At 39.1% G+C, this 18,925-nt stretch carries 15 protein-coding genes and 2 tRNA genes; 9 read left to right on the top strand and 8 right to left on the bottom strand.

What is annotated here, in order from left to right; genetic code table 11:
• Position 1: 1 nt before the first annotated feature.
• A complete protein-coding gene (locus tag F886_RS02310; protein ID WP_005300912.1) occupies positions 2–1,417 on the bottom strand; it encodes a TolC family protein in 1,416 nt (471 codons plus the stop codon).
• 54 nt (positions 1,418–1,471) lie between these two features.
• Positions 1,472–1,870: a cation efflux protein, CzcI-like gene (locus F886_RS02305; RefSeq protein WP_212749658.1), complete on the bottom strand. Its 399-nt coding sequence runs from the start codon at positions 1,868–1,870 to the stop codon at positions 1,472–1,474.
• Between the two features lie 157 nt (positions 1,871–2,027).
• Between F886_RS02305 and F886_RS02300 the strand changes: the two genes are divergently transcribed.
• Positions 2,028–2,720: a YidX family protein gene (locus F886_RS02300; protein ID WP_005300906.1), complete on the top strand. Its 693-nt coding sequence runs from the start codon at positions 2,028–2,030 to the stop codon at positions 2,718–2,720.
• Between the two features lie 360 nt (positions 2,721–3,080).
• A complete protein-coding gene (locus tag F886_RS02295; RefSeq protein WP_005300904.1) occupies positions 3,081–3,464 on the top strand; it encodes a tetratricopeptide repeat protein in 384 nt (127 codons plus the stop codon).
• A 44-nt stretch (positions 3,465–3,508) separates the two neighbouring features.
• Here the strand turns inward: F886_RS02295 and ettA are convergent, their stop codons facing one another.
• Positions 3,509–5,170: an energy-dependent translational throttle protein EttA gene (gene ettA, locus F886_RS02290; RefSeq protein WP_005300902.1), complete on the bottom strand. Its 1,662-nt coding sequence runs from the start codon at positions 5,168–5,170 to the stop codon at positions 3,509–3,511.
• Positions 5,171–5,465: 295 nt separating this feature from the next.
• Between ettA and F886_RS02285 the strand changes: the two genes are divergently transcribed.
• On the top strand, positions 5,466–6,743 hold the full coding sequence (locus F886_RS02285; protein ID WP_005300900.1) for an O-acetylhomoserine aminocarboxypropyltransferase/cysteine synthase family protein: 1,278 nt from the start codon (positions 5,466–5,468) through the stop codon (positions 6,741–6,743).
• 273 nt (positions 6,744–7,016) lie between these two features.
• The gene (locus F886_RS02280; protein WP_005300894.1) at positions 7,017–7,907 is read left to right on the top strand and encodes an SDR family NAD(P)-dependent oxidoreductase; all 891 of its coding nucleotides are present in this window, start codon (positions 7,017–7,019) and stop codon (positions 7,905–7,907) included.
• Positions 7,908–7,972: 65 nt separating this feature from the next.
• On the opposite strand, the gene F886_RS02275 is transcribed toward F886_RS02280, so the two are convergent.
• Together F886_RS02275 and F886_RS02270 are read right to left on the bottom strand one after the other, a co-directional pair.
• Entirely contained in the window at positions 7,973–10,159 is a 2,187-nt protein-coding gene (locus F886_RS02275) for a solute carrier family 23 protein (RefSeq protein WP_005300890.1), read from the bottom strand.
• 296 nt (positions 10,160–10,455) lie between these two features.
• Complete coding sequence (locus F886_RS02270) at positions 10,456–12,804, bottom strand: Tex family protein (protein WP_005300887.1); 2,349 nt, start codon at positions 12,802–12,804, stop codon at positions 10,456–10,458.
• 667 nt (positions 12,805–13,471) lie between these two features.
• Here F886_RS02270 and ompR point away from each other — a divergent pair.
• From ompR to F886_RS02250, 5 genes are all read left to right on the top strand, one after another.
• On the top strand, positions 13,472–14,236 hold the full coding sequence (ompR, locus tag F886_RS02265) for an osmolarity response regulator transcription factor OmpR (RefSeq protein ID WP_000060753.1): 765 nt from the start codon (positions 13,472–13,474) through the stop codon (positions 14,234–14,236).
• Positions 14,237–14,253: 17 nt separating this feature from the next.
• Positions 14,254–15,711, top strand: coding sequence for an ATP-binding protein (locus F886_RS02260; protein ID WP_005300883.1), 1,458 nt, complete (start codon positions 14,254–14,256; stop codon positions 15,709–15,711).
• 36 nt (positions 15,712–15,747) lie between these two features.
• Entirely contained in the window at positions 15,748–15,867 is a 120-nt protein-coding gene (locus tag F886_RS19575; protein WP_081402073.1) for a hypothetical protein, read from the top strand.
• 35 nt (positions 15,868–15,902) lie between these two features.
• Complete coding sequence (locus F886_RS02255) at positions 15,903–17,417, top strand: acetyl-CoA hydrolase/transferase family protein (protein ID WP_005300881.1); 1,515 nt, start codon at positions 15,903–15,905, stop codon at positions 17,415–17,417.
• A 129-nt stretch (positions 17,418–17,546) separates the two neighbouring features.
• Complete coding sequence (locus F886_RS02250; protein WP_004789884.1) at positions 17,547–17,978, top strand: GNAT family acetyltransferase; 432 nt, start codon at positions 17,547–17,549, stop codon at positions 17,976–17,978.
• A gap of 172 nt (positions 17,979–18,150) precedes the next feature.
• Here F886_RS02250 and F886_RS02245 read toward each other — a convergent pair.
• The 3 genes from F886_RS02245 to F886_RS02235 form a co-directional block, all read right to left on the bottom strand.
• Positions 18,151–18,226 (bottom strand) — tRNA-Phe (locus F886_RS02245).
• A 126-nt stretch (positions 18,227–18,352) separates the two neighbouring features.
• Positions 18,353–18,428: transfer RNA gene (locus tag F886_RS02240), tRNA-Phe, on the bottom strand.
• Between the two features lie 105 nt (positions 18,429–18,533).
• Positions 18,534–18,917, bottom strand: coding sequence for a GNAT family N-acetyltransferase (locus F886_RS02235; RefSeq protein WP_004789887.1), 384 nt, complete (start codon positions 18,915–18,917; stop codon positions 18,534–18,536).
• Positions 18,918–18,925: the final 8 nt, after the last annotated feature.

Below are 18,925 nucleotides of genomic sequence, written 5' to 3'. Positions count from 1 at the left end.
ATTATTCTCCTGCCTGAGTTGGGAATGTTTGACTTTGTTGCCAAGCACGTTGATTGAGTTGCATTAAGGCATCTTTCGCCATGATTTGTTCTGGTTCTAACCCAAGACGCAAGCTTTGGATTTCAATTGAGTTTTGCCAAGCCTGTTTTAATAGCTCGACTTTACGTAAGCGCACGTCTTGCAATTGCATGGTGGCTTGCTGCACATCGGTAACGGCGAATTTACCCAGACGGAAACCTTGCAATGTCTTTTGCTGAACTTGAATAGCAAGAGGAACTTGCTGATCATTCAGTTGTTTAAACTGGATGCGCAGCCCTTTTAACTCTGACATTAGGGTTTCAATATCAACCTGATTCTGCTGTCGATAAAAGGTTTGCTGGCGTTGAGATAACTCTTGTTTGGCCTGAGCAATCTTGATTCCGTATTGCTGGCGATTAAAAAGATTTAAAGGAATTTCCACACCTAAACGAATTTGGTTATCTGTACTCTGTTCTGGAGAACGAGTGTTATTAACACCCAAAGTTACTGTAGGTTGTGGTCTTGCTTTTGCTTTAAGCTGTTGAATATTGGCTTGCTGTGCAAGAGCATCTAGCTGGAAAGAACGCTCTAATAAATTATTTTGCGCATCTTGGCTGGGTTCCACATTCGCGGCCAACGCCCATAACTGATTTGGACTTTGGAATAGCTGAAACTGACTTGAACCACCTCCCCATAAGTTCACCAATTGTTGTTTCGCAACTTGAAGTTTTAAATCAACTTGTTGGTATAAACGCTGATTTTCCAAGTGAGACATCCGCACTCGGTCTACATCAACTTGCGCAATACTTCCTGCTTGATAACGCTTTTCTGATGCCAACAAATTTTCTTGGCTGACTTCTAGCTGCTCTGCAATAAGAGACTTTTCAAGCTCAAGCAAAGCCACTTGTGACCAGAAATATTTAACGATTAATCCAAGCTCAGCTTGATAACGCTGCTCAGCCAAATCAATTTTTGATATTTCCACTTTTGCTAAGTTTTGCGCAGCCTTACGTTGTCCAAAAATATCTAAAGGCTGAGAAATACCTATCGCGAGTTCTTTTTCTTGATCACTCTGGAAGCCAGTTTGTTCAATGGAAAGACTTGGGTTGGCCCATAAACGACTTTGCTTTAAATTGGCCTCAGCCATTTGCTGCTGTGCTTTCCAAACACCTTGCTGACTTTGATATTTTTGTACCTGCTCTAAGGCTTGGTCAAAAGTAAACGCTGCTTTTTGAATATAACGTTCTTGTTGAATCTCAGACTGAGCCATCGCTACTTGTCCAACCAATAGCATGGCAACAGATAGGCTTGAGATTGTTAAAACCTTTTTTAACGTTATCTTAACGTTACTCTCTAAGTGAGAAGTAGAACTCACTCGAGTTGAAAAAATAGAAGACATGTTTTTGCCCCGCAATAAATAAGAGATGCGGTGGGCTTGTTTTGGCTATCCCACCTATAGCGGGGTAAAAACAGGAGGAGGTTTTAAAGCAGTAAGATGGGGTGACTGGTAAGAATTAGACCAGTAATAAATTTGTGAGAGTTCCTGCACATGCACAACAGGTGCTTCAGCTTGCTTTGCAACTTCAGTCATCACCACATGAAAACATGAAGGCAAATGATCATGATGATCTTGCAAATTTAAAGGCGCTTTATGAGAAATATTTCCAGCATCTTTCTGTTCAGTATGAGCTTGATGTGAAGGTTGATATACATCTAAAGCTGCGTGATGCCCGAAATGATGCAATGCTTTTTCCTGATTTTCATGCGCACAAAATGCAGCTGCTACATTCCATAAACTCTGGAATATAAGCAAACTAAACAAGATGGACATAAAAATTGCGGAACGTGGCAAAAGCACACCATTAAACTAAAAAGTTGAACAAAGGCACTATAACAGGCTCTAGGCATGTAATAAAATTACAAAACCTCGATTCATAAATCTCCGTTTTTTAATTTAGAACTTATCTCACTCTATACGAGACAAAAATAATTTCTTTTGAGTAACCTTTATGTACAAGCTTTTTTCTATATCTATATTAACAATTTGTCTGGGCTTAACAGGCTGCGCGACTAATATGTTGTCCACCGCTTTACCAAATGAAACAACTGAAATTAAAACAACCACTTTAAAAACCGATCAAATTATTGCTTTAGGTCAAGCAGTTAAAAATGATCAAGAACAAGGCTTTGTATTTGTCGGTCAAGATTATAATTATTTAATGACTGAGGGGAGCTCAAACCTTTTAAATATTATCAAAAGCATTCCAGCAGAGCAGAGAACAATAAAGACTCCATCACCGCTTGTACTTGAGATGGATGATTCCACCCATTTCCATGGAGAAATAACGATTCGTTATAATATCCCTACCTCCCAAATGGATGAAAAGCAAAAGGAACTTTTAAAGACCTTAGGTTTTAAAAATCAATTCATGGCAATGGAAAATCAACAACAAGTTTTTTATCCTTTCACCATCATCCGCTTTAAAGGAAAGATTTATCAAAAAGCAGAGAATCAAAAAATTCAACAGCAACTCTCAGTTCCCTATCCAGTCGCTTTACAGCAAAAAGATGAAATAACCAAGAAACATCCGTTTAAACGTGTAACACGCATGGCGTTATATCCTTTAGCAATGACCTTTGACGTGATTACGGTAGCTCCATCATTAATATGGTCAGATTTACATGGTGACTTTAATAAATAAGATCTTTCAATCTTAAAATAAAAAACCAGCCCTTAGGCTGGTTTTGTTTAAAAAAATTTCTTTTGTTTGATATTTATAACTTTTAATTAAATGTTCCAGTCAAAATAAATTGAAGAAAAAATCAAAAAATATTGTTTTCTATTTTTTAAAACTCGGTCATATGCTAGGTATAAAGAGAAGCTCTAAACTAATTTTCTTTACATAAAAACACGTGTAACTTTTATGTAAGCCAAAACTTCATTATTTTTCATCCAAAAGCGCTATATCACATTTACAAAAAAAAACATAAGATTTCAATATAAGGGACTAGCTTAAAAGTGTGAGTCAATTCAATCAAATTGAGGAACAAGGGAGACTATCATGAATATGAAATCAATCAAGCATGGGCTTAATCACTTGTTTGCTTTTGAAAACTTGCCATCTGATATGCATTCGCAAGCTGTAGATGAAATTGAACAAGGCTTACGCTTTGAAGAGTTAGCCGTACAAGATCATGAACGTATGCAAAATTGGTTAGATATTACTCCAAACGACCGCAATGCAATGTGGTGCTATCTCCGTGCAGCTTTAAGAGGTAACGCCGATGCTTCATTTAAACTCGGTATTGGTTATCTTAATGGTCAATTTGGCCTAGATAAAAATTATAGTGAAGCTGAAAAATGGCTGAAAAAAGCAGCCAGTCAAGGTCACCCCGATGCGGAGCATCGCTTACAAGAAGCTTTTAGTAAACTAGCTTTCTCATAAAACAAAAAACCAGCCCTTAGGCTGGTTTTTTCAATTAGCAGAAATTAACCGCTAATTTTTTTGTATTTCGTACGTTTTTGAACAGCGTCATCACCTAAACGTGACTGACGATATGCTTCGTATTCTGCATAGTTACCTGCGTAGAATTCTGGCTGTTCATTTTCAAATGACAAGATATGTGTCGCAATACGGTCGAGGAACCAACGGTCATGCGATACCACCATTACCGTACCTGGGAATACAAGAATTGCATCCTCAAGCGCACGTAAAGTTTCAATATCCAAGTCGTTCGATGGCTCATCCAGTAAGATCACGTTTGCACCCATCTGCAAGATCTTCGCAAGTTGTAAACGGTTACGTTCACCACCAGACAATTCACCTACACGTTTTTGCTGATCTTGACCTTTAAAGTTAAAACGGCCAATGTAGGCACGTGACGCGATTTCGTAATCACCGATTTTTAAGATATCTAAACCGCCAGAAACTTCTTCCCAAACAGTTTTATTATTATCTAGAGTGTCACGAATCTGACCAACATAAGCCACTTTAACTGACTCACCTAAGGTCACAGTACCTGTATCAGGTTGCTGTTCACCAGTCATCATACGGAATAAAGTCGTTTTACCCGCACCGTTTGGACCAACGATACCAACAATCGCTGTTGGAGGTACGGTAAACGTTAAGTTTTCGTACAACAAGCGGCCATCGAATGATTTACTGATACCTTCAACTTCCACAACTTTATTACCCAAACGCGGGCCAGGTGGAATATAGATTTCAGACGTTTCATTACGTTGTTGGAATTCTTTAGAGTTAAGCTCTTCAAAACGTTCCATACGTGCTTTGTTTTTCTTTTGCTGACCTTTCGCATTTGAACGAACCCATTCAAGTTCTTTTTTCAATGCTTTAGCAAAAGATTCTTCTTGTTTCTGCTCTTGTTCTAAACGCGCATTCTTTTGTTCTAACCAAGAAGAATAGTTTCCTTGATAAGGAATACCCATACCACGGTCAAGTTCAAGAATCCACTCAGCCACGTTATCCAAGAAATAACGGTCATGCGTAATCGCAACGATAGTGCCCGGGAAATCTTTCAAGAAACGTTCTAACCAAGTTACAGATTCTGCATCTAAATGGTTCGTCGGTTCGTCCAGAAGTAACATATCTGGTTTCGAAAGCAATAAACGGCACAGTGCAACACGACGACGCTCACCACCAGAAAGTAATGTTACGTCTGCATCCCAAGCTGGAAGATTCAAAGCATCCGCAGCAATTTCAAGCTGGTTGTTTAGGTTGTGTGCATCCCAAGCATGGATAATTGATTCTAATTTTTCCTGCTCTTTTGCAAGTGCATCAAAATCTGCATCTGGGTCTGCATATTCTGCAAAAACCTGATCAAGACGCTCTAATGCATCTAAAGCTTCACGTACGCCATCTTCAACGTTACCACGAACGTCTTTAGTTGGATCAAGCGGTGGTTCTTGCTCTAAATAGCCGATTTTAATTCCAGGTTGTGCACGAGCTTCACCAGAGAAATCTTTATCTACGCCAGCCATAATACGAAGCAGAGTAGATTTACCTGCACCGTTCAAACCGAGCACACCAATTTTGGCACCCGGGAAAAATGATAAAGAGATGTCTTTTAGGATTTCGCGCTTTGGCGGAACCATTTTAGACACTCGGTTCATCGTATAAATATATTGGGCCACGCAGGACTCCTCAATTGAAAAACCAATACATCGCATAAGCGATAAATAATCGCGCGTATTATACGCTGAAAACCTCATTGACTTGAAGTTATGATTTCCATCGTACGGATTTATCAAACAATTTTCTTTTTCAATAAGTTGCAAAATGTTTATGTATAAGATTTATACAGCGTTTCAGCGTATATTTTTCTATCTTTATTCCTAAAATTAGAAAACAAACCAGAATTTCTGCAATTTTCAATATGAATTTTAGGCTAGACTCGCTCAATATTTAACTCACGAAGATGAAGTAATCATGACTTATAAAGATGAAACCTTAGCAATCCATGCTGGTTATTCACCAGAAGCAACCACAAAAGCTGTTGCAGTCCCTATTTATCAAACCACTTCTTATGCATTTGATAACACACAACACGGTGCCGATCTTTTTGATTTAAAAGTTCAGGGTAATATCTATACCCGTATTATGAACCCGACTACTGCTGTACTTGAGCAACGCCTTGCTGCACTCGAAGGCGGAATTGGTGCTTTAGCCTTAGCTTCTGGAATGGCAGCAATTACTTACTCAATTCAGACGATTACCGAAGCTGGAGACAATATTGCTTCAGTCTCAACCTTGTATGGCGGAACGTATAATCTATTTGCCCATACCTTACCAAAACAAGGCATTGAAGTTCGCTTTTTTGATTATCAGAAACCTGAAAGCTTACGTGACTTAATTGATGATAAAACTAAACTTGTTTTTGTTGAGTCGATTGGTAACCCACTTGGAAATATCATCGATTTAGAAGAAATTTCAAAAATCGCACATGAATATGGTGTACCTGTCATTGTCGATAACACCGTTGCCACCCCTGCTTTATTAAAACCTTTTGAATATGGTGCCGATATCGTCATTCATTCACTTACTAAATATATCGGTGGACACGGTAATAGCATTGGTGGAGCGATTGTAGATAGCGGTAAATTCCCTTGGGGTAAATATCCAGAACGTTTTAAAGTTTTGAACACGCCTGATCCAAGTTATCACGGGGTTAATTATGTCGAAGCTTTAGGTGAAGCAGCCTATATTGCACGAGCTCGTGTAGTACCATTACGTAATACAGGCGCGGCAATTAGCCCACTAAGTGTTTTCTTGATTTTACAAGGTCTCGAAACTCTAAACCTCCGCATCGAGCGTCATACTGAAAATGCTCAAAAAATTGCGGAATATTTACAGACTCATCCAAAAGTAAAATGGGTTAACTACGCAGGTTTAAAAGATCATCCACAGCATCAGCTTGCTCAAAAATATGTAAAAGGTAAACCTTCTGCAATTTTATCTTTCGGCGTACAAGATGGTCTCGAAGGCGGCACTCGATTCATCGATGCTCTTCAATTATTTACTCGTCTCGTAAATATTGGCGATGCAAAAAGTTTGGCATGTCATCCTGCAACGACGACTCATCGCCAGCTTAATGAACAAGAACTTAAATCTGCTGGTGTAAGCGAAGATATGGTACGTCTTTCAATTGGAATTGAGCATATTGATGACTTAATTGCCGATTTAGACCAAGCACTTTCAGCTGTATAACTTTTAAACTATTCAACAAGCCTCTGGAAATAGAGGCTTTTTTTATTTTTCATTTATTATATAACTAAAATAATTAATAGATTAAGATCGTATTTTAGAGTTTTTACTCTAAATAAATTGTTAAATTTCATATATTTACAGACTAGACAATTTTTAAACATCTATTAAGATAAGGACAATATTTATGAGTTCATTTGGATGAACCTACGGTTGTAAAAAATAAAAATTACATACCGGAATAAATAGTCCCTGCCCCTACTTAGGTAAAATGCTGTGAATAAAAAATTAGAAGCTCTGTTCCAGGAAAAGGTACAAGATAAAGTCATTTTAGTGACAGGCGCCTCGAGTGGAATCGGATTAACGATTTCAAATAAGCTTGCTGATGCGGGTGCCCATGTTTTACTGGTTGCCCGTACTCAAGAAACTTTGGAAGAAGTCAAAGCAGATATTGAAAGTCGTGGCGGTAAGGCATCAATTTTCCCGTGTGATCTCAACGATATGGACATGATTGATCAAGTGTCTAAAGAAATTTTAGCGACTGTTGATCACATTGATATTTTAATTAATAACGCAGGCCGCTCTATTCGCCGTGCCGTGCATGAGTCTTATGATCGTTTTCATGACTTTGAACGCACCATGCAATTAAATTATTTTGGCGCAGTACGCCTAGTTCTTAATATTTTGCCGCATATGATCCAGCGTAAAGACGGACAAATCATTAATATTAGCTCGATTGGTGTATTAGCAAATGCGACTCGCTTTTCTGCTTATGTTGCATCTAAAGCAGCGCTTGATGCATTTAGCCGCTGTCTATCAGCCGAAGTTCATGCACACAAAATCGCGATTACTTCAATTTATATGCCATTGGTTCGTACCCCAATGATTGCACCGACTAAAATTTATAAATATGTACCAACACTTTCACCTGAGCAAGCTGCGGACTTAATTGCTTATGCAATTGTGAAACGCCCGAAACGTATGGCAACTAACTTAGGCCGCTTAGCTTCAATGACATATTCGGTTGCACCGGGCATCAACAATATGTTTATGTCGATTGGTTTCCGTTTATTCCCAAGTTCAGATGCAGCAAAAGGTGAAAAAACCGAGAAATTAAATTGGGCACAAAAAGCATATGCACGAATCTTCCCAGGCGAACACTGGTAATTTTGAGTTGATGCCATAGTAAAAAAAGCGCCTCAAATAAGGCGCTTTTTTAATTAAAGAGCTTATTAGTCAAGAAATTGAACATGCCCTGTTTTTACATCGTAAATTGCACCCACCACTACAATGTCACCTCGCTCAACCATATCTTTGAGCACACTGCTATTATTAATAATGTATTGGATGTTGTAGTGAACATTCATTGCTGTTACTTGGCTAATAAAAGCATTACCTAATTCACGTGGCTGCATAATGTCATATACGCTATCAACCGAATGCATTAATGGCCCAAGCACATATTGAATGTGGGGCATCTCCTTTACATCAGACACCTGCTTTTGTTCTAGACGTAATTGACATGCACTCGTCACCGCACCACAATCGGTATGTCCTAAAACAACAATTACTTTAGAACCTTTAGCCTGACAAGCAAACTCAAGAGAACCCAGTACTTTTTGCCCAGCAATATTACCTGCAATTCGTAAGCTAAACAGATCACCAATACCCACATCAAAAATCATTTCGGTAGGTGCGCGTGAATCCATACAACCAAGGACTGCCGCAATCGGATGCTGCCCCTCATCTGCAGTAACACGAATTTGTCGATAAATATCTCGTTGTAGACGTTCATTTTTTACAAAACGTTCGTTCCCTTCTTTAAGTAAGTTGACGACCTGTTGAGGACTCAGCTTTTGTTGCAAGTCATGTGTACTAATATCAATATCAAGTACAGCATCATCAACGTCTTGATAGTGCTGTTTGAACCCGACCAGTTTAAGATTTACCTGACGTTTAATGGCCGTTTCACTTTGATAATCTTGAATAACTTGATAGATATCAGGATCAATCGAATCACATTGAGTCGCATCAATAATGAGTTGCTGATGTTTATGCACATGTTCCAATGCTGAAATAAGTGCAGAACGATTAAGAAAAGTCACTTGTGATGGAAGTTCAATACGAGTCACTACACCATGCAAGCGCTTCTCTCTATAAACACGAATACCTTTATTAAAGTTACCATAGAGAATAAAAGCACTACTGGTGAACAGACCAATTAAAATTCCCATTAAAAGATCGGTCAGTAAAATTGCAACCAAAGTAATAATAAAAGGTAAAAACTGTTTCCAACCTTTTTGATAAAGCTGCTTAAAGAGTTTTGGATGAGTCAGCTTAAAGCCTGTCACGATTAAGATCGCAGCCAATGCAGATAGAGGAATCATGTTCATTAATGGCACGAAGAACAAAACTGCTAATAGCAACAATACGCCATGAATAATGGTAGAGCATTTGCTACGCGCGCCTGTATTTGCATTTACCGAACTACGTACAATCACCGAGGTCACCGGCATTCCACCAATTAAGCCAGAAATGATGTTACCTGTACCTTGTGCCCAGAGTTCACGGTTAGGAGGAGAAGAGCGTTTCTGAGGATCGATTTTATCTGCGGCTTCCAGATTCAATAATGTTTCTAAAGATGCCACGACAGCCAGAGTAATTGCCCCTGTGTAAATCATAGGCTCAGCTAAATAGCTAAAATCAGGAAAAATTAATACATCTTCAGGTGCTTGTAAGATATTAGGTAGTTGAATGAGATTATCAATTTGCACTGCCCATGCAGAGCCAATACTCACTAAAACAAAATTTAAAACTGCTGCAAGCACAACCGCAATCAATGCCGAAGGTAAAGCTAATTTTTTGAGTGGGCTACTATCCCACGCTAAAATTAAGAATAAACTGAGCAAACCAATAAGTGTAGCTCCGCCATCAAAACGCTGCAGAAATGCATCCGGAGTTGATGTCCAAACCTGTTTCAATGAAAAATCAGAAAGTCCAAACAGATAAGGCAATTGTGTCGCAATCAAGATGACACCTATAGCGGCGAGTAATCCTAAAATGACATTATTTGGAATAAAGTTGGCAAAAAAACCTAACTTGAATAATCCAAATAGAATTTGCAGGACACCAGCAAAAATAATACATAATAAAAAGGCGGCATAATTGCCGCCTAGTTGTTCTAACTGTACAAGAATGACGGCAGTCAGCCCTGCCGCTGGGCCTGCAACGCTAATGTGGGAACCACTTAGCAAACCTACGATAATGCCGCCCACAATACCTGCAATAATACCTGAGATGATGGGAGCACCTGAGGCTAAAGCGATACCCAAGCACAGCGGTAATGCCACAAGGAATACGACGACTCCAGATAAGAGGTCTTTTAAATGAAATCTATTTTTCAGGTTTAAAACCGACATAAAACAACCATTTATAATAAAAAGAAATAAGCAAAGTTGTACTATTACAGCCTGAAAGTGAGTAAATGCTTCAAGGCTCGGTTGATGATGTCGAACAACTGAATATCATTAAAGTTTAGTTATGCTATAACGTTGTATATTTAATTGTGTATTTAACAACGATTTGTTGATCTTAAGATTCACCTCATCTTTAGGACTGCGATTTTTTCCTTAATTGCTCTTTAATACCGATTAGAAATAATGCTTCGCCAATAAAAAAGCCCCCGATTGGAGGCCTTTTTATTAATTAAAGACGCTTATTTAGAGCCTTTAATCCCTGCTTGTAGCAACAATGCACCTAAACCACCAATTTTTTGTTCTTGAGGTTTCTCTTGCTTGGCGCGCTGAGGACGTTCAGCTTGATCTTTACGTGGTTGAGGACGTTTACCTTGCGGTTTACGTTCAAAACGTTGTTCTGTATTTTGTTCACGGCGTGGTGGACGCTGAGCTTTTACAGGTGCAGAACCTTCAGCACGCATACTTAAGTTCACACGGTTACGTTCAACATCAACCTGCATAACACGTACTTGTACAATCTGGCCCGGTTTTACAACTTTATGTGGATCAGATACAAACTCATTTGCAAGTTCAGAAATATGAACTAAACCATCCTGATGTACACCAATATCAACAAAGGCACCAAAGTTTGTGACATTCGTAATCACACCTTCAAGTTGCATACCTTCTGTCAACTGACCAACTTCAGTAATATCTTCACGGAATTTAGCAGTACGGAACTCTGGACGCGGGTCACGACCTGGTTTTTCGAGTTCAGCTAAAACGTCTTGAATTGTTGGTAAACCAAATTTGTCATCAACAAATTCATCAGCTTTTACTTGGCGAATGATTTCAGTATTACCGATGATGTCTTTAACAGTTGTTGCTTTTGCTGCAACAATTTTCTCAACAAGACCATAACTTTCAGGGTGAACTGAAGAAGCATCTAAAGGTTCAGAACCATTTTGAATACGTAAGAAACCAGCTGCTTGTTCAAAAGTACGATCACCTAAACGCGGTACGCTTTTCAACGCTTGACGGTTGTCAAAACGGCCATGTTCTTTGCGGTATTCAACAATCTGTTGAGCAATTGCTTTGTTTAAACCTGCAATATAAGCCAAGATTGCTGGTGAAGCGGTATTTACATCAACACCTACAGCATTCACACAGTCTTCTACCACTGCATCAAGGGTTTTTGCCAAACCAGTCTGGTTCACATCGTGTTGATATTGACCCACACCAATTGACTTCGGATCAATCTTAACAAGTTCAGCAAGTGGATCTTGTAAACGGCGAGCAATAGAAACTGCACCACGAATTGAAACGTCAAGCTCTGGAAGTTCCGCCGATGCAAGTTCACTTGCAGAGTAAACAGATGCACCCGCTTCACTTACAGTGATTCGTGTCAAATTCAGATCAGTATTCGCAGCCATCATTTCAGCAACAACAGCTTCTGTTTCACGGCTAGCTGTACCATTACCAATTGCAATCAGCTCTACGTTATATTCACGGCATAGACGTGCAAGTTCAGCAATTGAGCCTTCTTTATCATCTTTTGGAGCAAATGGATAAATCGTGCTGTGAGCAAGTACATCACCTGCATCACTGATTACTGCTAGTTTCACACCTGTACGAATACCAGGATCAACACCCAAAGTCGTACGGCTGCCTGCTGGCGCTGACAATAATAAATGACGAAGATTTTCAGCAAATACTTGCATTGCTTCTGCTTCAGCAGTAAGACGTTTTTCTGTTAGCAATGAATGTTCGATTTGAGGACGAATCTTGCCTAACCAGAATAATTTTGCAGTTTGCTTTAAGAAATCCTGACGTGCTTGAGGTTGAATTTGCTCAAGGTTGTATTCAGTTTCAATACGTGCCAATGGCGCCTCATCTTCACCATCTACTTTCAAACCCAATACGTTTTCTTGACGACCACGTAACATCGCTAATAAACGATGTGAAGGTAATTTGTTTAGACCTTCAGAGAACTCAAAGTAATCACGGAATTTTTTACCAACTTCTTTCTTTTCTTCAGATGCAACCGCACTTTTTAAAACCGCAGTTTTTGCAAAAGTTGTTTTTAATTCTGTAGTAAGTGAAATATTTTGTGCCCAGTCATCAATCAGAATATGCTGAATCGCATCTAACTGACTCTCAACGTCTGGATAGTCTTCATGACTAAAACCAGCCAATGCTTCTGTCGGGTCAACTTGTTCTGCAATAATTTTTTCAGCAATTGGTCCTAAACCTGCTTCTTTTGCTTTAAAAGATTTACTTGTACGCTTAGGGCGATACGGTGCATAAATTTCTTCTAAAGCATTTTTTGTTTCGGCTGCATTCACCCGCGCCAACAAGTCATCACTCAATTTATTCTGTTCTTGCAATGACTGAATAACCTTTTCACGGCGCTCATATAAATCACGTAAATACGCTAAACGAGTATCTAATTGGCGTAACTGCGTATCATCTAAACCTTGTGTTACTTCTTTACGGTAACGGGCAATAAATGGAACACTGGCACCTTCATCAATTAAGCGGATGGCAGCTTCTACTTGGTTTGGACGTACGGCAAGCTCACTTGCCAACTGCTGAACTAAGTCAGTCATCGTGTTTGATCCCACAAGGATAAAGTTTAAAAGCACTGATTATAAAGACCAAGCCCATAAAATCCACACTTGTTTGCGTATTCAAAACGTTTTTTTGTATTGACTCTGAATATTTATACTTTTTACGACTACTAGAGCACATAAAAACAGGAGTTCAACTATGAAAAAGTTGAGACTGAGCTCTGTCTTTTAATCTTTATAAAATATAAACGTAGGACTTATGTCATGAATCTGACAAAATTTTATTATAATTTATGAGAAAATGAACATATTGGTACACTCTTCAAAAGATAAAAATATAGAGATTCAACAAGGTTTTATTCGTCTAACTTTTTATCGAGCCCAACTATCTACTTATTTCAACAATTAAAAAAATCAAAAGAAACAAGTCAGCTCATCTAAAATAACTTATTTGAAACAATTAGTTATTAATATTTAATTATTAAAAAATTATCAAAGATTTAACTATTTGTTTTTTTAGATCAGTCTTTGCTAAATTATGAGCTTAAGATGTTGTTTTTTGGTTTCAAACTACCTTGAAAATTGTAATTTTGAGCAAATTGATACATAGTCTTAACAAGAACATCAGCATTATACTGAGGGCTTGTTGGCAATAAGCCTCACCGACCCAATAATATATAAATTATGACTTTAAAGGGAGTACATCATGAGTTTAGTTGTACCTGCTGAACATCCTGAAACCGTACACAACGAAACGGATCGTGTCGAACGTATTTTAGTGGTCGATGACGATGTGCGTTTACGTACCCTCTTGCAACGTTTTTTGGAAGATAAAGGCTTTGTTGTAAAAACTGCCCACGATGCTTCGCAAATGGACCGTCTATTACAACGTGAGTTATTTTCACTTATCGTACTCGACTTTATGTTGCCAGTTGAAGATGGTTTGAGTATTTGCCGTCGTTTACGCCAATCAAATATTGATACACCAATCATCATGCTAACAGCACGCGGTAGCGATTCAGACCGTATTGCAGGTCTTGAAGCTGGTGCAGACGATTACTTGCCAAAGCCATTTAATCCAAATGAACTTTTAGCCCGTATCCGTGCTGTATTGCGCCGCCAAGTTCGTGAAGTTCCTGGTGCTCCAAGCCAACAAGTTGAAGTTGTGAGCTTTGGTCCATGGTCTCTAGACTTGTCTACCCGCACACTGACACGCGAAGGACAAATCGTTACCTTAACGACTGGTGAATTTGCAGTATTAAAAGCATTGGTACAACACCCACGTGAACCATTAACACGCGACAAACTCATGAATTTAGCTCGTGGTCGTGAATGGGGTGCAATGGAACGTTCAATTGACGTTCAAGTCTCTCGCCTACGTCGTTTAATTGAAGATAATCCTGCACGTGCACGTTATATTCAAACGGTATGGGGCGTGGGTTATGTATTTGTTCCAGATGGTGCGGAATAAGTTTGAGATAAAATAGAGTGAGTTTAGATCCAATCGCGCCACAAAACTTTACTGATTACGCTACCTACTCAGAACGGAAACGAACTCGGTGGGAACGTTTTCTCGACAAAATTAAGCCGCGCTCTGCTGCCATGCGTACCACTATTCTGGTACTGCTGGTGGTGTTTTTTAGCTTATTTATGTCGTTATGGTTCTTTTGGCGCACTCTTTACTTACCTGAAATTCAACAACACGCGCGTTATCTTGCAGTTGAACTCGAACTCGTCAACAATCCGGATATACGAATTTTTCATCGTGAAAATGAAGTCGATGTTGATGAGTGGTTACGTAATCGGGTTGGAATTGAATACATTACCAATCCCAAAGAATATCCAAGTGTCCGGGATAAAGTAATTGCTGAGTTTTTTACTAATCAAATCGAACAAAAACTGGCAAATGAGATTGGGGCTAAGGATGTTACGGTTTACTTCCAGTTTAAACCTAGCCCACGTATTTGGATTCAAACACCTGAAATGCATGGGAACTGGGTTCGTGAACCTTTAAAAACCTATGCAAACTACAGCCCTGAACTTTTAATTGGTTGGGTCGTTGGTGTTCCTCTACTTTCAGCTATCATTATTTTGATTCTAGTCAGACAAATGAACCGCCCTTTGCGTCGTTTGCAAAATGCTGCCAATGAATATAGTAAATCAGGAACAGCACCTTACCTAGATACCAATCATGGACCATTAGAAATTCGACAGGTGAACCAAGCCTTTAACCGTATGGTCTATACGCTCGATCAAACCGAGCGTGAACGACGTATTATGTTGGCTGGTATCTCACATGATTTGCGAACTCCTTTAACTCGCATTCGCTTAACAGCAGAAATGCTACCTGACGAGTTCTTACGTGAAGGTCTGGTCTACGATGTGGATGATATGGATGCAATTCTTAATCAGTTCATTTCATATATGCGTGATGGTTCAGATGAAGAGTTGAAAGACACCAATATCAATATGCTTTTGCAAGAACTTGTTGTGCAATTTAAGCCACTTGATATTCAGTTCGAAATGCAGGATGTGCCCATTATTCCAGCACGTAGTCTTTCTTTAAAGCGACTTATTGCGAACCTGATTAATAATGCAAAACGCTACGGTGCTGAACCTATAGATCTCAGTGCAAAAGTTGAAAATGAAAATATTTTAATTACTGTTGCAGATCATGGTGAAGGTATTCCACCAGATCAAATTGAAGAATTAATGCAGCCCTTTGTCCGCGGAGACGCCGCAAGAACGATTCAAGGGAGTGGACTTGGATTGGCTATTGTCAAACGTATTGTCGATATTCATCATGGTGAAATTCAAATTCACAACCGTGAACAAGGCGGTTTAGAAGTTATTATTTCTTTACCGATCCCAAAATCAGTCCCTGAAGAAAATAGCTCGATCAATCCATTAGAAAAAATAAAACAAACTTTGAGTGAGCGCTTTTAATTTAACCAGTTGATTATTAAAAGCCTCATTTTAAAGATAAATAAAAGCGATAAAAATCAATCAAATAAAAACCATAAATATAATTTATACCACCATTTATTTACAAAATTAGACCTTAGCCTAACACCTATGCACTTTTCAATTTTTCATAGCTAAAATCCCGTATGTTTTGACAATTCTGAGGATGTCCAATGTCTTTAAGTCGTATTCGCCTAGCTTCTCTTCATGACAAGGTCATCAGTGCTGAACAAGCTGCGCAATTCATCGAAGATGGAATGACTGTAGGTATGAGTGGTTTTACTCGTGCTGGTGAAGCTAAAGCTGTTCCACAAGCACTTGTAGAACTTGCAAAGAAAAATCCGTTAAAAATCACGTTAATTACGGGTGCCAGCTTAGGTAATGACTTAGACAAACAACTCACGGAAGCAGGTGTTTTATCTCGTCGTATGCCATTTCAAGTGGACAACACTTTACGTCGTGCCATTAACAATGGCGAAGTTATGTTTATTGATCAACATTTGTCTGAAACTGTTGAACAAATGCGTAACCAACAGCTTAAACGTCCTGATGTTGCGGTAATTGAAGCAATTGCAATTACTGAAGATGGTGGCATTATCCCAACAACTTCTGTAGGTAACTCTGCAAGTTTCGCTATTTTTGCCGAGAAAGTTATTGTTGAAATCAACACATCTTTAAGCGAAAGCTTTGAAGGTTTGCATGACATCTACATCCCAACTTATCGTCCAACACGTACTCCAATTCCATTAACAAAAGTGGATGAGCGCATTGGTACAACAGCAATCCAAATCGACCCTGCAAAGATTGTCGGTATTGTATTTAACGATACTCACGATTCACCATCAACGGTAACTCCGCCAGATGATGAAACTCAAGGCATTGCAAACCATCTTATTGCTTTCTTTAATAAAGAAGTTGCTGCAGGTCGCTTACCAAAGAGCCTTGGCCCATTACAAGCGGGTATCGGTTCCATTGCCAACGCTGTATTAACAGGTTTAAAAGATTCTGACTTTGAAGACCTCATCATGTACTCGGAAGTATTACAAGACTGTACTTTTGAACTCATTGATGCAGGCAAAATGAAATTTGCTTCTGGTAGCTCAATTACGCTTTCTGCAAAATGTGGCGAGAAAGTTTTTGGCAATATCGAAGCTTACAAAGACAAATTAGTACTTCGTCCACAAGAAATTTCTAACCACCCTGAATTGGTTCGCCGTTTAGGTATTATCGGCATTAACACTGCGCTTGAGTTCGATATTTACGGCAACGTGAACTCGACTCACGTATGTGGTACTAAAATGATGAACGGTATTGGCGGTTCTGGTGACTTCGCTCGTAATGCTCACTTGGCAATTTTTGTGACCAAATCAATTGCTAAAGGCGGCGATATCTCTTCTATCGTGCCAATGGTGAGCCATGTTGACCACAGTGAACATGATGTTGATATTTTAGTGACAGAACAAGGTTTAGCAGACTTACGCGGTTTGGCGCCTCGTGAACGCGCTCGCGCTGTTATCGATAATTGTGTACACCCACTTTATCGTGATGCATTAAATGATTACTTTGATCGTGCATGTGCTAAAGGCGGACACACTCCTCATTTACTTCGTGAGGCGTTGTCTTGGCATGCAAACTTCGAAGAAACAGGTCAAATGCTTCAAGCAGCACCAGTTGCGAAATCAGCTTAAATCACTGGTTGAATTAAAGCACTCCTAAGGGGGTGCTTTTTTATTTGTGTAAATTATTAATAAACACTGCTCAAGCTCGAATTTTTATTTTATCTTTTGAACACATCAAAACAAAAAGTAGAAATCCATATGTTTATCATTCGTCAATTTACAAATGCGGATCTAGAAGATGTCGTCATTTTATGGGAAAGCTGCGGCCTGACTCGACCTTGGAATAATCCTGAAACCGATATTTTTAGAAAAGTCTCACAACAAGATGATTTGTTTCTAGTTGCGATTAAAGATGAGCAACTCATTGGCACACTTATGGGTGGCTATGACGGCCATAGAGGCTGGATTAACTATTTGGCTGTTCACCCCCACCAACAACGCTTAGGCATAGCTACAGCCCTTGTTCAGCAGCTTGAAAAGCGGCTGATTGCGCGAGGCTGCCCAAAACTTCAATTATTGGTGCGTAAAGATAATTTGAATGTACTGAATTTTTATGAACAACTCGGCTATGACGAAGTAGAAGCGGTATGTTTAGGAAAACGTCTAATTAACGATAGTTCACATGATTAGAGCCTTATTTATTATCATTTTGGCATAACACAGAAAATAAACTGAGTTTGGGGATAAGTAAGTGTCCTTGTGGATAAATCTCATTTTACCCACAGTTAAACAAATAATGCTTTAGATAAAATCACAAGCATGAAAAAAGCCTCATACGTTATGTATGAGGCTTTTTCGAATATGGTGGCGAGACCCAGGATCGAACTGGGGACACACGGATTTTCAATCCGTTGCTCTACCTACTGAGCTATCACGCCGTTGGCCTGTATTAAGCCGCATCTCAGAACAATAGTCAACAATTATCCTGAGTTTTTGATTTAACTGAGTATTTTTTATACTTAAAAAAAATCCCTGATGGGATCAGGGATTGAAAACACAAATAATGGTGGCGAGACCCAGGATCGAACTGGGGACACACGGATTTTCAATCCGTTGCTCTACCTACTGAGCTATCACGCCGAAGTGGGCGTATTAAACAATGTTTATATGACCACGTCAAGTAACTTCCGTATTTTTTGTAACAAGTGATTATTTTTAAATCACCGCCACATAAGGACTAGGCTGTTAATGATGTAATTTACCAATATGAGCCAAACAACGATGAATTGCGCCGCAGCCCGGCTCAAAAATTTTAACGCCTTTTGACTCTTCTATACGACAAGCTTCTTCAACCAAGCGCTCAGCTACCCCACGACCACGGTTAGCAGGGTGAACAACAATATATTCAAGGACCTTGCTTTCACCTTGTCCTGAAGACCAGATTGCACCTATAATTTTGGTGTTAAATTCAGCAGTGTATAGCGTGGTATACTGTTGTAAATCTTGTTCAAGTTGTTCAATCGCATCGTGCCCGTCACCAAACTCCGGACTTGTATCATACAAACGCTCAAGCTGATCTCGGATCTCTGAATTATCTAGAGAACTATAAGCATGTACGGTAATAGGCATTGATTAAC

The sequence above is a fragment of the Acinetobacter sp. NIPH 542 genome (genome assembly GCF_000369825.1).
Classification (GTDB): domain Bacteria; phylum Pseudomonadota; class Gammaproteobacteria; order Pseudomonadales; family Moraxellaceae; genus Acinetobacter; species Acinetobacter oleivorans.
This window is presented reverse-complemented; position numbering and strand designations above follow the sequence as displayed.